Annotated in this window: 14 protein-coding genes and 1 tRNA gene; 10 read left to right on the forward strand and 5 right to left on the reverse strand. The window is 56.3% G+C overall.

Annotation, left to right across the window (positions count from 1 at the left end):
- Positions 1-98: 98 nt before the first annotated feature.
- Positions 99-785: an HAD-IA family hydrolase gene (locus CEC48_RS29000; protein WP_088426951.1), complete on the reverse strand. Its 687-nt coding sequence runs from the start codon at positions 783-785 to the stop codon at positions 99-101.
- Between the two features lie 135 nt (positions 786-920).
- Between CEC48_RS29000 and CEC48_RS29005 the strand changes: the two genes are divergently transcribed.
- Positions 921-1,277 carry a DUF2784 domain-containing protein gene (locus tag CEC48_RS29005; protein ID WP_088426952.1) on the forward strand — a complete coding sequence of 119 codons (357 nt, stop codon included), beginning with the start codon at positions 921-923 and terminating at the stop codon, positions 1,275-1,277.
- Here CEC48_RS29005 and CEC48_RS29010 read toward each other — a convergent pair.
- Positions 1,264-2,232, reverse strand: coding sequence for an SDR family oxidoreductase (locus CEC48_RS29010; protein WP_088426953.1), 969 nt, complete (start codon positions 2,230-2,232; stop codon positions 1,264-1,266). The two genes, CEC48_RS29005 and CEC48_RS29010, sit on opposite strands and share 14 nt — an antisense overlap.
- Before the next feature lie 96 nt (positions 2,233-2,328).
- Between CEC48_RS29010 and CEC48_RS29015 the strand changes: the two genes are divergently transcribed.
- The 6 genes from CEC48_RS29015 to CEC48_RS29040 all read left to right on the forward strand — a co-directional run bounded on the left by CEC48_RS29015 (position 2,329) and on the right by CEC48_RS29040 (position 6,698).
- Positions 2,329-3,213 (forward strand): LysR family transcriptional regulator, encoded by an 885-nt coding sequence (locus CEC48_RS29015; RefSeq protein WP_088426954.1) that lies wholly within the window; start codon positions 2,329-2,331, stop codon positions 3,211-3,213.
- 54 nt (positions 3,214-3,267) lie between these two features.
- Positions 3,268-3,846, forward strand: a complete 579-nt coding sequence (locus CEC48_RS29020) for a DUF4337 domain-containing protein (RefSeq protein ID WP_088426955.1) — start codon at positions 3,268-3,270, stop codon at positions 3,844-3,846.
- Positions 3,847-3,998: 152 nt separating this feature from the next.
- A complete protein-coding gene (locus tag CEC48_RS31670; protein WP_176438803.1) occupies positions 3,999-4,895 on the forward strand; it encodes a hypothetical protein in 897 nt (298 codons plus the stop codon).
- A gap of 212 nt (positions 4,896-5,107) precedes the next feature.
- A complete protein-coding gene (locus CEC48_RS29030; RefSeq protein WP_371917788.1) occupies positions 5,108-5,716 on the forward strand; it encodes a M24 family metallopeptidase in 609 nt (202 codons plus the stop codon).
- Positions 5,717-5,743: 27 nt separating this feature from the next.
- Positions 5,744-6,097 carry a gamma-glutamylcyclotransferase family protein gene (locus tag CEC48_RS29035; RefSeq protein WP_088426958.1) on the forward strand — a complete coding sequence of 118 codons (354 nt, stop codon included), beginning with the start codon at positions 5,744-5,746 and terminating at the stop codon, positions 6,095-6,097.
- Positions 6,098-6,428: 331 nt separating this feature from the next.
- Positions 6,429-6,698, forward strand: coding sequence for a hypothetical protein (locus CEC48_RS29040; protein WP_004371186.1), 270 nt, complete (start codon positions 6,429-6,431; stop codon positions 6,696-6,698).
- Between the two features lie 163 nt (positions 6,699-6,861).
- Here CEC48_RS29040 and CEC48_RS29045 read toward each other — a convergent pair whose 3' ends face one another.
- Entirely contained in the window at positions 6,862-8,397 is a 1,536-nt protein-coding gene (locus CEC48_RS29045) for a diguanylate cyclase (protein ID WP_088426959.1), read from the reverse strand.
- A gap of 751 nt (positions 8,398-9,148) precedes the next feature.
- Positions 9,149-9,238 (reverse strand) — tRNA-Ser (locus CEC48_RS29050).
- Between the two features lie 333 nt (positions 9,239-9,571).
- On the opposite strand from CEC48_RS29050, the gene CEC48_RS29055 reads away from it, so the two are divergent.
- The 3 genes from CEC48_RS29055 (at position 9,572) to CEC48_RS29065 (ending at position 12,332) form a co-directional block, all read left to right on the forward strand.
- A complete protein-coding gene (locus tag CEC48_RS29055) occupies positions 9,572-10,261 on the forward strand; it encodes a crotonase/enoyl-CoA hydratase family protein (protein ID WP_088426960.1) in 690 nt (229 codons plus the stop codon).
- Between the two features lie 215 nt (positions 10,262-10,476).
- Positions 10,477-11,232, forward strand: a complete 756-nt coding sequence (locus CEC48_RS29060) for a 1-acyl-sn-glycerol-3-phosphate acyltransferase (protein ID WP_088426961.1) — start codon at positions 10,477-10,479, stop codon at positions 11,230-11,232.
- A 128-nt stretch (positions 11,233-11,360) separates the two neighbouring features.
- Positions 11,361-12,332 carry a magnesium and cobalt transport protein CorA gene (locus CEC48_RS29065; RefSeq protein WP_088426962.1) on the forward strand — a complete coding sequence of 324 codons (972 nt, stop codon included), beginning with the start codon at positions 11,361-11,363 and terminating at the stop codon, positions 12,330-12,332.
- Positions 12,333-12,483: 151 nt separating this feature from the next.
- On the opposite strand, the gene CEC48_RS29070 is transcribed toward CEC48_RS29065, so the two are convergent.
- Positions 12,484-13,212, reverse strand: a complete 729-nt coding sequence (locus tag CEC48_RS29070) for an amidotransferase (RefSeq protein ID WP_088426963.1) — start codon at positions 13,210-13,212, stop codon at positions 12,484-12,486.
- Positions 13,213-13,369: the final 157 nt, after the last annotated feature.

Genomic DNA, 13,369 nt, shown 5'->3' on the forward strand with positions numbered 1-13,369 from the left:
CGCGAATACGGTGTGACAGTCACCCGATGTACCGACTGATCCACCGCATTCGCGAGCAAGCCCGCTCCCACATTTTTGATCCGGTTGCTTCAGATGGATCAGCGCATCGGCGGCAAGCCATACGCGGCCAAATCAAAATCCGCCAGCTTGCGAATAATCTGGTCAGCATGGTGATACTTGCTGTCCGCCATCGCCTCATCCGGCACAGCAATCGCGGTCATGTGCGCAGCCTTGGCCGCCGTCACGCCAAACGGCGAATCCTCAAACACCAGGCAATCCTCAGGCGCCACACCCAACCGGCGCGCCGCCGTCAGGAAGATATCCGGCGCAGGCTTGGCAGCGCCCACTTCCGGGTCATCCGCCGTCACGATGGTGTCGAACAGCCCAAACCATTCACGGTGCAACGTGGTCTTGTGACCAAACGAGTTGCGCGACGAACTGGTGCCCACCGCAATCGGAATGTTATGCGCCTTCAGGTGCCGCACCAACGCTTCAGCGCCGGGCATGCCCAGGGCCTTGGGGAAACGCTCGCTCATCAGCGGTTCGCGGATCTCCAAAAATTCTGCGGGAGTAATCGGCAGATCCAACGCCTTGACCACGTAATCGGCCAGGTCCTGGGCGCCACGACCAATGATGTGCTGCTTGATCCCCCAGTCATAGGTACGGCCGTAGCGTTCGGCGATGATCTGTGTGACTTCGGTGTAGATGCCTTCTGTATCCAGCAACAACCCGTCCATATCGAAAATAACAGCCTTGATCGGGACAGCGGTACGCGGTGCATTCATCACTACAGATCCGTGGGCAGATGACTAAAAGGATTCAGCACAATAACGGCCTGCCTTGCCTGCAAGCAACCGTTAAGCTTCCGACCGGCAGCACTGCCCTTTAGAATATTTACCTTCTCCCTGGAAGTGCCCCCAATGCTCTACCGCCTTTGCGCCGACAGCCTGGTGCTGTTTCACCTGTCGTTCATCCTGTTCGTATTGTTCGGCGGCCTGCTCGCCCTCAAATGGCGGCCCGTGATGTGGCTGCACTTGCCCGCCGCCGCATGGGGCGTTGCGGTGGAGGTGTTTCACCTGCCCTGCCCGCTGACCCGCTGGGAAAATTTGTTTCGCCATTTGGCCGGGCAGGACGGTTATGGCGGCGGCTTTATCGAGCATTACATCCTGACCCTGATCTATCCGGCCGGGCTGACGCCGCAGATCCAGCTGGGGTTGGGTGCGTTGGTGCTGTTGATCAACGTCGCGGTGTATGTGCGGTTGATCAGGCGCTCTTAGGCAGGCAGCCGATGCCAGCCAAAGTCGTCTCAACTGCCTCATCCAAAGGCGTATGCGGTTCGCTGCCCAGTACCTGCACCAGCCGGCGGTTATCCATGCGCACCTCGGTTTGCCACAGGTAGCGCATTTCCTGCATCTCGCGGAAGGTGGTGACAAAGGGCGCGGCCAGTTTCAGCAGCCACCAAGGGAAAGCCCTGACAGAAGGCTGCTGACCGGTCCTGCGTGACACCACCCGTTGAATCGCCTGGCTCATCTGCCGGCCATCGGCGTCGATATGCCCTGCTATATGAAAACGGGCGAAAGCATCAAGGCTGTCGCGGCGTGCTATCAGCTCCACCATGGTTCTCGCCACGTCAGGCAGATAGGCCCACTGATGCCCCACGCCTGGCGCTCCCGGATAGCTCACACTGGCCACCGGTTTTGCGGGTTTGATCAAGCCTTGGGAAAACCAGCTGCTGCCGGCCTTGGCACCGAAAAAATCTCCGGCGCGTACGATCAACGCACGGGCGCCATGCTGGGTCGCCTCACGCAAACGCCGCTCCATCTCCACCCGGATCGCGCCCTTGCGGGTGAGCGGGTTCTGGGGTGAATCTTCCTCCAACCGCGCAAAGGCATCGGGCCCGAAGTTGTAAACCGTGCCCGGCAGGACAATCGTCGCCCCTTCAGCAATAGCCGCCGCGACGGTGTTGTCGATCATCGGCAGTACCAGTTCTGCCCAGCGCTGATAACCGGGCGGGTTGACCGCATGCACGATGACCGCACAACCCTTGGCCGCCGCGACTACTTCCTCACGGTTCAGCGCATCGCCTTTTATCCAGGTGAAATCGGCGTTCTGCTTGTGGGCCTTATCCACATACCTCGTCAGCGCGCACACCTGCCAGCCTGCAGCAAACAACTGCCGCGCCACTTCGCCACCAATCCCGCCTGTCGCGCCCAACACCAGAACCTTGTTCATGCTGTTCCCCCTGAGGGTTGTTTGATGGAGCGATTCTGTTCGCCGGCGGGCTATAGAGGAATTGCCGAAGATGATCCAGACGCTATACATTTATGCATGGCATCGACTATTGGTTGGGAGCTTTACCGGTCATTCCTCGGCGTACTCAAGGAAGGATCGTTGTCGGGGGCCGCACGGCAGCTCGGCATCACCCAGCCCACGGTCGGGCGGCACATCGCGGCGCTGGAGAAATCCTTGAACGTGGTGCTGTTCACCCGTTCCGCCAGCGGCCTGCTGCCCACGGCCGTCGCCCTCACCCTGCGCACCCACGCCGAAACCATGGAAACCACCGCCGCCGCACTCGAACGTGCCGCTTCGCCGCAAGGCCCCGAAGTGCGCGGCGTGGTGCGGGTGTCTGCCAGCGAAGTGATTGGCGTGGAGGTCCTGCCGCCGATCATCACCCGCCTGCGCCAGCAGCATCCGCACCTCAAGGTCGAACTGGTGCTGAGCAACCGTCTGCTGGACCTGCTGCAACTGGAAGCCGACATCGCGGTGCGAATGGTCCGACCCAGCCAGGAACAATTGCTGGCGAAACGTATCGGCGTTATCGAAGTAGGTCTGCATGCACGCAACGACTACCTGCAACAACACGGCACGCCCCAGAGCCTGAATGACCTCACGACCCATTCAGTCATCGGCTACGACCAGGAAAGCGCCTTCATCCGCAGCCTGGCCGTCAAAGGCTTCGATCGCAGCGCCTTTTCCCTCAGTAGCGACAGCGACCTGGCGCAACTGGCGCTGATCCGCGCCGGCGCCGGTATCGGTGGCTGCCAGGTAAAACTGGCCCGGCAAGACCCCCGCCTGAGCCGGGTGCTGCCGGACGCATTCGCCCTGCAACTGGACACCTGGGTCACCATGCACGAAGACCTGCGCAACAGCCCACGCTGCCGCGTCACCTTTGATGCCCTGGTGGCCGGTTTGCAGCATTACGTACAGGATTGAGACAGCTTCGCTGGTGAAGAATCAGAGTCCCTCAATCCCTTCATAGACGCCCCCATGTCCGAAGCCTTCGAAGTCCCCAGCCCCCACGAAAAACACGTCGAACACACCACCGAACATGCCCACGGCCGCGGGGACAATTTCGCCAGCCGCATCGCCGTGATGACCGCCATCATGGCCACCGTCGGCGCCATGCTCAGCTACCAGGCCGGCTCCACCGAAAGCGAAGCGGCGATGGACAAAAACAACGCCGCCATCTTCAAGACCGAAGCCGCCAACCAATGGAACTACTACCAGGCCAAATCCAGCCGGCAGAACCTCGCAGAGCTGGCCACGCATATTCCCGGGGTTGATGCCAAGCACTACACCGACGAGATCGAGCGTTATAAAACCCAGAAGGAAGAGGTGCGCAAACAGGCGGAAAAGCTCGAAGCCACGTCGACGGAATGGGATGAAAAGTCCGAACAGGCGCTGCACCAACATCACCGCTGGGCACAGGCGATGACCGCGATTCAGATCGCGATTTCGTTGGCGGCGATCACCCTGCTGACGCGCAAGGAATGGTTGAAGCGCATGGCGTATACCGCCGGTGGCGTGAGCGTGGTGTTGGGTGGGATGGCGTGGCTGCATATTTGAGAGCTGATTTTTCAGCGCCCTTCGAACGTGGAACCCGGAAAATAAAAGCAGAAACACGACGTCACGTAACGTCGTATTTCGCGGGTAGCTATCACTAAAGCAAACCGACTATAAAACACGCCATCACTCGCGCCCCGGGAAGTTGAGTATTGATGGCAGAAGACGAATTCGATCAGCGCGCCTCGGATGCCAGAGGCGCTGTAACGTTGTACACCCCACTCGATGATGACTTCGCGGCAAAATGCCTTCAAATCTTCGCTCAAGCGGAGGACCTTTTCCTATACCAGACGACCAGTACCGCCTGCTTGATTGAATTAATGCCTGAAGTGAGTCTGGGCACCAAATTTGTCAGCCTTGAGGTTGAGACCAATCATTCCGACACAGAGGTTTATACCTTTCGTACGGAGGGGGTGAACGGGAATTACTTTTCCGTAATGACCACGCCGCGAAAAGTTTGGATCGATGTCAGTTGGGTTGAGCCAGGCCGAGGTGGTAACGGTATTTACGCTGCCGTAGGGGCCTTTGCGGCCATTACAAAACGCGAGTTTATCGGCGACCCGGACGGGCTATCGGACATAGCAACACGGCGCAGAACCGATGCAATGCTGTCATCCGCCCTCAAACACAGAACAACCGACCATATCCGGCCACATCAGAGACAAATTGACGGCGATGAACATCTCGGCATTCCGTCGCTGAGTTGGGTGGACGGTGACACGCTTGGCAATATCCAGCGTATGATTAAAACGACCTATGAATCCCTAACCTTCTACGTGCCGGAGGTACAATATGCTTATTACGACTTCGCAAACAAAACCTTCCGAGACGCTGCGGGCCGACAGCTTCTGGATGGAAATCTGGCAAAGTGGAGCTTTGAGCATCCAGGAAGCCGAAAGGCGAGCGCAGGGCTCGCGACGTTTAAAAGAGGCTTACTCGTCGGTACCCTTTTACGCGAAGAAGGCAGCTCGAGACGCTCAATTCTGGAGCAAATTCTATGCGAGCCGCGTGAATTCGTAGAAAAAGGCAATCTTGCGGGAATCTTCTATTGATCATCTGAAACGTACTCCTCCCAGACTCATTCATATTCACCTACCCCCTCGCGACAGAAAACATCGGCATATCCCGGCATATCTGCTTGGGCTCCCACACATCCCCGCTATATAGTAAAAAGCATAACGCCTGATACTATAAGATCGAGGAGAACCCGGTGACCGCAAAATCATCCAAAGAGGCCGTGGGCGTCGCCTATAGCATCGACTCAATGCGCTATGCCCAGGCCATGACCTGGCGCGCCATCGAAGCGCTGTCCAAACTCATCCGCCCCGGCATGCTGGAATCCGAAGCCCGCGAACTCGGCAAAAAAGTCCTCGCCGACCTCGACATGCAGCGCATCTGGCACCCACTCCTTGTGCGCTTTGGTGCCAACACCCTAAAGACCTTCAAGGAACGCTCCGACGGCGATCCGGCGCTGGGTGAAAACGACATCTACTTCATCGACATGGGCGCCGTGTGGCAAGGCCATGAGGGTGATGCCGGGGCGTCGTTCAGCACTGGCAACGACCCAGAGATGGCCGCGTGTGCGAGCGCGGCGAAAGAGTTGTTTGACCGGGTTGAACAGCGCTGGAGGAACGACAAAGTGGTCGGCCTGGAGCTGTATCGTTTCGCCGAAGAGCAAGCGAAGGAAATGGGCTGGGTGTTGAACCTGGACATCAAAGGGCACCGCGTCAGCGACTTCCCGCATGCGATTTATCGGGGCGGTGATCTTGGGGATTTTGATCAGTATCCGAATGAAGGGCTGTGGATTCTTGAGATACAGATTGCGCACCCGAGCGGGGCTTATGGGGCGTTTTACGAAGATTTGTTGGCTTAACCTTTAACACGTCATCAAGGAAGTGAAATGGAGCGCTCTAGCGAATTTTCCGTGTTGTTGTTTTCATACGGCACGTTGCAGGACAAAGCCGTGCAACTGTCCAACTTTGGTCGGGAGTTGGTGGGTCAGCAGGATGCGATGCTGGGGTTTTCGACAAGCTGGGTGGAGATTACGGACACTGAGGTGTTGACGGCCAGTGGCAAGACGCATCATCCGATCGTTTCTCCGAGCGGGCGGAACGAGGATAGCGTTGAAGGGATGGTGTTTCAGATTACCGAGCAGGAGCTGGCGGCAGCGGATGCGTATGAGGTGTCGGACTATAAGCGGGTTTCGGTGGGGTTGGCTTCGGGGCTGACGGCTTGGGTGTATGTGCAGGCTTGAGAGGGTGCAGTTCGTCAATCGGAGTGATTTCCTACAAATCAATCGGAAGGCGCGACCTGCCGGGTTTGTGAGGTGGGGCATATAGTTCGCCGGTCGCCTACATGGCGACCGGGTTTGGCGACTCGACTTCAAGACGGCAGAAGCCTCCCGGCTAATTTGCGGGATGCTCCTGCGCGCAATAAGCTGCCCAATGGTAGCTGTGCGTGGGAGACCTTCGGGTCTGCCGGCATTGTCCGTCTTGTTCCGGTTCGCCAACCCGCGTACAGCTGCCACCTTTTGTTTGGCGACAAATGTGTGGCTACTCTCCTCCTTAAGAGAACGGACATCACATATGAATCAATACATGGCCCTCACCAGCAACGATTGCGAGACACCTGCCCTTTTTGTAGATACCACTGCGCCGTTGGACGTTTTGCTGGACGCTGCCGGCTATCGAATTCGTGCTGTTACTCAAGTTCTTGAAAACCTGGCACTGCGTGCGGAAATCAGCAGCGATACAGTTGTGCTCAGCGACTTTTCGCTGCTTTGCTCGATTCCGTTGCGTGATGGTTGCGACTTGCTGGATGTTATTGGGCGGCGCATGGCTACGCAGTGTTCCTAAACCCATTGGCTTGATCCCGCACAAACGAAAAAGGGACGACCTCTCAGTCATCCCTTTTCGCGAGCATTACCCAATCTAAACGCAACGTGTACCACGAGCCTTATGCTCGTACTCCCACCCTTTACACGCCAACTGCAGGGGGTCGCCCTGCAGCCGCGACGCTCTATGTTTCGAGGACTTCCCGCACCTGATGTTCAACTCGATTGCGCCCGAGTTTTTTTGCGCGATACAGAAGACTATCGGCCTTTTCCACCAAATCAGTCGAGACAATTACGCCAGTTTGATGGTTGGAAGCGACACCTGCGCTGATGGTGACAATGCCTACTGCACTGCCTCTGTGTTCAATTTGAGCAGCCTCTATCGCTGACCGCACTTCCTCGGCGATCTTTATTGCACCTGCCAGTTCCGTCTCTGGAAGCAGTATTACAAACTCTTCCCCACCATACCTGGCAGCAAGGTCGGCTGGACGATTTATATTTTTATTTAATAACTCTGCGATTTGCCTTAAACATTGATCGCCGAGAACATGGCCATAATGGTCGTTGTATTGCTTAAACCAATCTATATCGATAAGTATAAGCGCTACGCTATTTCCAGTGCGGCATGCTCTCGACCACTCGCGTGCCAATCTAACGTCGAAACACCTACGGTTAGGCAACCCCGTGAGGCTATCCGTTTTAGCAATGTGCTCTAAATCACGATGTGCAAGACGAAGTTCTTCTTCTGCAACCAACAAACGTTGAATTTGTCGGTAAAAGAGAAAGCCTATACTGGTCAGCACCAGAATTATAAGCACCACCATAACCGATGCCTGATAGACGTACGTCCACCATGTTGCAAATACCGAATCTATCGATAATCCTGCTGCAGCCACGATCGGAAGGCCCCGTATGCGGCTGTACGCATAGACTCGTTCTATCCCATCCACGACGGACGTCAGGGTTGCTGTTCCGTCATCGCTGTTAATTAGATATCGACTAAACAGCTCTCCCTTTGCGATATTAGTCGTCATTAGCGCGTCAATCATTGGTCGGCGGGCCAGCAAATCACCGTTATTCAGTGCAAGCAGTATCACCCCTTGTTTGTCTACGTCTAAACGCTCAAAGAAACTTTGAAAGTATGCAACGGGCAACGTCGCCAAAACCACGCCGCTAAAGCTGCCATCGGGGTATTGAGTGCGACGGCTGACAGGGATGATCATGTCGCCGGTAGTGCGGCTCAAAATCACCTCGCCTATATGGATGGCCGTGCCAGGATGGTCCCTGTGGTAGATAAAATAAGAACGATCGCTATTGTTCTTTGCGACTGTCTCTGAAGAGAACGAATTAACAACCCAGTCGCCATTCTCGTCGTAAATGAACAAACCTTGAATCCCGTCAGTTGCATCGGCGTTGTTTGCCATTACTTTGGATAAACGAATTCTCTGTTCGTTGCTAAGTTTGTCATTTTCAACGCGCTCTGCAAGATTGCTGAGAATGCTTTCAGCCTGACGCAAAGTATCCTGAGCCTGCTGGTCGGAAGCCCGAACAATGTTGCGGACAGCAATTTTGGCATTCGTCAATCGTTCGTCAGCCGACTGCTTTAACTGCCAAGCAATTGCGGACACCAGCATGACACAGACCAAAAAGATGAAAGCTACCAGGCCCACAGAAAGAGCTTTAGGTGTTAATCGACCAGACACGAGCGTAATGGTTTTCATGGGCCTCTTCATAGCGTCGGTGTGCTGAACCTTACTGTGAATTTTCTACATTCATCAATATCCAGGTTAAGCATACCCACAACGATCTGAATACCGAGTCAATATGGGCGTAATAAGCCCAACATGCACGCTATGAATTTACGCAAGGTCAACGTTACGCAACCGCTGTGATGAGCATAGACGGGGTTAGGACAAGAGTAGGCACACCGCGACGTACCCGGTGCCTGCGATCCCCGATGCGATTACCAGGTCGACTTAGACAGTGCTCAGATCCTACACGCTTGCAATTTCATAAAGACGCTTCTCAATTGCCACTGTAAATATGACTCGCAGATTGTCTGCGTCAAGCCTGGAGATGGCGTCTTCTACTTGAAGATTCAGTATCAACTCATGCGCGCGAATCTGATGGTGACGGGCTTCAACTGCGGTGGGTGAGTGCGCAATCACAGAGAGTAAATCAGCCGACGCACTCTTTGCGGGATGACGATCGTTTCTAGCGCCAAACATGACTTCCTACCCAAGCTATCAAACGGTTGAAGGCGGACTAAAGAATTTGGCCCATCCTTCACGGAGTCATGGGGCTAACGATAGGTTCATAAAAGAAACAATTGGGCTTCAGATGGCGACACCAAAAACGCACCAAAATGCGGCACCAGTCCCATGATGGTCCCATGGGGCTATTTTTGAGACGCCAAAAACCACAAACCCCCGACTTTCTCGAGGAAAATCAGGGGTTTGCGTTTTTGCAATTTGGCGGTGAAGGAGAGATTCGAACTCTCGATACAATTTCTTGTATACACACTTTCCAGGCGTGCTCCTTAAGCCACTCGGACACTTCACCGTATCTCGTCAAACTGATTCAGTCTGTCGAGGCGCGCTAATGTAGTCGAAAGCTTTTCCGATGGCAAAGGTTTTTTTCAGAATTTTCATGCGCTTAGGCGGCTATGCCGTTCCAGCCCTCTGCGGCGTCATGCGCACCACGGCGATTCTGCCATTCTCAGGCACACTCAGCGTTTGTCTATAGTCGCTGCTGCGCCCTGCCGAAGGCCGCCTGCGGGTGGGCATGGGGGAAAAGTCTGACTGGGTAGTCAGTCACGGCGCTTTACCAGGGCGGGCGCGGTGGGTAACGTCTGCCGTCTGTCCTTCTATTACAAGCATTACAAGGAATCGCGTCATGAGTGAGTTGATTGCCTACCACCTCGAAGACGGTATCGCGACCCTGACCCTGAGCAACGGCAAGGTGAATGCCATTTCGCCGGCAGTGGTCAGTGCGTTTAATCAAGCGCTGGACCAAGCCGAGAAAGATCGGGCGGTGGTGATCATCACGGGCACGCCGGGGATTTTGTCCGGTGGCTATGACTTGAAGGTGATGACCGCCGGCCCTAAAGAAGCGGTAAGCCTGGTGACGTCGGGTTCGACCCTGGCCCGCCGCCTGTTGTCGCACCCGTTCCCGGTGATCGTCGCTTGCCCCGGGCATGCGGTGGCCAAGGGGGCGTTCCTGTTGTTGTCGGCGGATTACCGGATTGGGGTCGACGGGCCATTCAGCATTGGCCTGAATGAAGTGATGATCGGCATGACCATGCACCACGCCGGGATCGAGCTGGCGCGGGATCGTCTGCGCAAGTCGGCGTTTCATCGTTCGGTGATCAATGCCGAGATGTTTAACCCGCAGGACGCGTTGAGCGCCGGGTTCCTGGATAAGGTGGTCGCGCCGGAAGAGTTGCAGGCCGCGGCGCTGGAAGCGGCTCGCCAGTTGAAGAAGATCAATATGAACGCCCACAAGCACACCAAGCTGAAGGTGCGTAAGGCGCTGCTGGAAGCACTGGATGACGCGATCATTCAGGACCAGGGGCACATGGGTTAATCAAACCCACGCCTGCTGAATCGAAGCCCGACCTTGAGTCGGGCTTTTTCTTACAAAGAATCCCGGGCTGCCTACAACCGCTCTAGACAGTGTCTGTCACAGCATGTTGAAACATGCGCTTAAACATCGCCTATCTCCTGACTCTATAGGGGCAATTGCCGAATACAGTGCACGTCCGTACACTGCGCCACCTTTTGTCCCGATGGGCTGTGTCGATGCTTTTTTTGTTACGCATGTTGTTGATGGGCCTGCATTTTATGATTGCGGGCGTGCTGGGTGTGCTGCTGGGGATCTGTCGGCCGTTTAACCCGGACAACAGCCGTTACTGCGCGCGCCTGTATGCCGTGCCGGCGATGTGGCTGTTGCGCCTGCGGGTGAAGGCTGAGGTCGACTCGCTGCGCAACAAGCCCAGCAGTTGCGTGATCGTCGCCAACCATCAGTCCAACTATGATCTGTTTGTGTTCGGCACCGTGGTGCCCTACCGCACGGTGTGTATCGGCAAGAAGAGCCTGAAGTGGGTGCCGTTGTTCGGCCAACTGTTCTGGCTGGCGGGCAATGTGTTGATTGACCGGGGCAATGCGCACAAGGCGCGGCGCTCGATGCTGACCACCACGCATACGTTGCAGCATAAGGACACGTCGATCTGGGTGTTTGCGGAAGGCACGCGTAACTTCGGTGAAACGTTGCTGCCGTTCAAGAAGGGCGCGTTCCAGATGGCGATTGCCGCGGGCGTGCCGATTGTGCAGGTGTGTGTCAGCACGTATGTGAAGCAGATGAAGCTCAACCGCTGGAACAGTGGCGATATTTTGATTCGCTCGTTGCCGCCGATTCCTACAAAGGGGCTGACGATGGATGACATGCCGCTGTTAATGCAGACCTGCCGCGAGCAAATGAAAGATTGTATTGAAGCAATGGACCGAGAGTTGGAAATCGCACCCTGTAGGAGCGAGCTTGCTCGCGAGGGACGTTAACGATTACGCGCTCATTCTGGATTAACCCGCCGCTCTCAGGTTTTTCGCGAGCAAGCTCGCTCCTACAGAGGGCGCGTTCAGGCTAAGCTGCCCAGTAACTGTCATCCAATAAAGAAGCGATCAGCACTATGGGTAGAGTTGTTGCAGCCGCCGTCTATAGCGCCGGAAAGAAAGTCACCGATATCACCCTCGACGAAGGCGCCGCCTGGGCCGCCAAGCCCGACCACTTTGTGTGGATCGGCCTGGAAGAGCCCAATGCCCATGAACTGGCCAACCTGCAACGCCAGTTCAACCTGCATGAACTGGCCATCGAAGACGCCCTGGAAAAACACAGCCGGCCCAAGCTTGAGACCTTCGGCGACGCGCTGTTTATCGTGACCTACTCGCCGGTGCGCGATAACGGCAAGCTGGAGTTTATCGAGACCCATATCTTTGCCGGCAACGGCTACATCATCACCGCCCGCAACGGCCACTCGGCGTCCTACGGCTATGTGCGCCAGCGCTGTGAGGCGCGGCCGCTGTTGCTGGAGCACGGGGAAGATTTCGTACTGTATGCGCTGCTGGATTTCGTCACCGAGAACTATCAGCCGGTGAGTGAGGCGATTCATGCCGAGGTCGATGAGCTGGAGCGCAACGTGTTGTGCAACTCCCTGAGTGAAGCGGATATCCAGAAGCTCCACGGCCTGCGCCGTGATGTGCTGAGACTGAAGCGCTACGTGGCGCCGATGGTGGAGATCAGCCAGGAATTGCAGAAACTGAGCTTCCCGTTTATCGACAAGAACATGCGCCCGTACTTTCGCGATGTGCAGATTCACGTCACCCGGCAGATGGAAGACCTGACCACCCTGCGGGATATCGCCAGCCAAACCATCGAGATTGGGGTGTTGCTGGAAGCCTCGCGCCAAAGCGTAGTGCAGCGCAAGTTTGCTGCCTGGGCCGCAATTCTGGCGTTCCCGACGGCGGTGGCCGGGATCTACGGGATGAACTTCCAGAACATGCCGGAGCTGCAATGGCACTACGGCTATTTTGCGGTGCTGGGGTTTATTGCGCTGGGGTGTACGGGGTTGTGGGCCAGCTTCAAGCGCTCAGGCTGGCTGTAGAAAACTGCTCTTGGGGCGATTGCTGTTGTGGCGAGGGAGCTTGCTCCCGTTCGGCTGCGCAGCAGTCGTGCTTTTAAAAGCGGGGGCGCTTCGCACCCCAGCGGGAGCAAGCTCCCTCGCCACAAAAAGCTAATCAATCAACCCGAATTGACTAGGCCACGTCCGCTTTTGGTTTGTGCGCCACAAACCGCATCATCCACTCCGCCACGGTCACGCCGTGGTGGTCTCGCTCCAGGCTGGCCACACCGTTGGTGTAGACCTTCTCCCCAAGCGTTGTCTGAAGAATCTCCAGCAGCTCGCGGGAATAGTCATGGATAAATTCCGGGTGGCCCTGGAAGCACAGCACCTGGTCTTCGATGTGGTACGCCGCAAACGGGCAGAACTCGCTGGAAGCAATCACCGTGGCGTTTTCCGGCAAGGTGGTGACCTGGTCCTGGTGGCTGATCAACAGCGTCAGCTCTTCCACCACCGGGCTCATCCACGGTGCCTTGGCGTTCAGTTTGTAGTCATGGATGCCCATGCCCCAGCCTTTGGTCGCCCGCTCGGTCTTGCCGCCCAACAGCAGCGCCAGCAACTGGTGGCCGAAGCAGATGCCGATCAGCTTGTCACCGCGCGCGTGGCGGCCCAGCAGGTAGGTCTTGAGGGTCTGGATCCAGGGATCGGTGCCGAAGGAGTCAGCCTTGCTGCCCGTCACCAGGTACGCGTCGAACACTTCGTCATCCGCCGGGTATTCACCCTGCACCACGTTGTAGATGACGAACTCAGCGGCAATCGGCTGTTTGGAGAACAGGCGCTTGAACATCTGCCCGTACCCTTGGTACTGATCGATCAGTCCAGGACGCAGGATATCGGTTTCCAGGATGCACACGCGTAACGACATAAAAAATACCTGACACGGCGATGGGAATAATGAACACCCCCAGAGCCTGCCTTGAAATACCCTTCCAAGGCAAGCCCCATCGCTATGCTCACTGTGGGAGCGGGCTTGCTCGCGAAGGCGGTGTGTCAGTAACCAAATGCATCAACTGATCCACCGC

This window comes from Pseudomonas sp. K2I15, assembly GCF_002204795.1.
GTDB lineage: Bacteria > Pseudomonadota > Gammaproteobacteria > Pseudomonadales > Pseudomonadaceae > Aquipseudomonas.

Coding starts and splice junctions, on each gene's coding strand:
- CEC48_RS29000 (WP_088426951.1), bottom strand. CDS start 785: ATGAATGCACCGCGTACCGCTGTCCCGATCAAGGCTGTTATTTTCGAT.
- CEC48_RS29005 (WP_088426952.1), top strand. CDS start 921: ATGCTCTACCGCCTTTGCGCCGACAGCCTGGTGCTGTTTCACCTGTCG.
- CEC48_RS29010 (WP_088426953.1), bottom strand. CDS start 2,232: ATGAACAAGGTTCTGGTGTTGGGCGCGACAGGCGGGATTGGTGGCGAA.
- CEC48_RS29015 (WP_088426954.1), top strand. CDS start 2,329: ATGGCATCGACTATTGGTTGGGAGCTTTACCGGTCATTCCTCGGCGTA.
- CEC48_RS29020 (WP_088426955.1), top strand. CDS start 3,268: ATGTCCGAAGCCTTCGAAGTCCCCAGCCCCCACGAAAAACACGTCGAA.
- CEC48_RS31670 (WP_176438803.1), top strand. CDS start 3,999: ATGGCAGAAGACGAATTCGATCAGCGCGCCTCGGATGCCAGAGGCGCT.
- CEC48_RS29030 (WP_371917788.1), top strand. CDS start 5,108: ATGCGCTATGCCCAGGCCATGACCTGGCGCGCCATCGAAGCGCTGTCC.
- CEC48_RS29035 (WP_088426958.1), top strand. CDS start 5,744: ATGGAGCGCTCTAGCGAATTTTCCGTGTTGTTGTTTTCATACGGCACG.
- CEC48_RS29040 (WP_004371186.1), top strand. CDS start 6,429: ATGAATCAATACATGGCCCTCACCAGCAACGATTGCGAGACACCTGCC.
- CEC48_RS29045 (WP_088426959.1), bottom strand. CDS start 8,397: ATGAAAACCATTACGCTCGTGTCTGGTCGATTAACACCTAAAGCTCTT.
- CEC48_RS29055 (WP_088426960.1), top strand. CDS start 9,572: ATGAGTGAGTTGATTGCCTACCACCTCGAAGACGGTATCGCGACCCTG.
- CEC48_RS29060 (WP_088426961.1), top strand. CDS start 10,477: ATGCTTTTTTTGTTACGCATGTTGTTGATGGGCCTGCATTTTATGATT.
- CEC48_RS29065 (WP_088426962.1), top strand. CDS start 11,361: ATGGGTAGAGTTGTTGCAGCCGCCGTCTATAGCGCCGGAAAGAAAGTC.
- CEC48_RS29070 (WP_088426963.1), bottom strand. CDS start 13,212: ATGTCGTTACGCGTGTGCATCCTGGAAACCGATATCCTGCGTCCTGGA.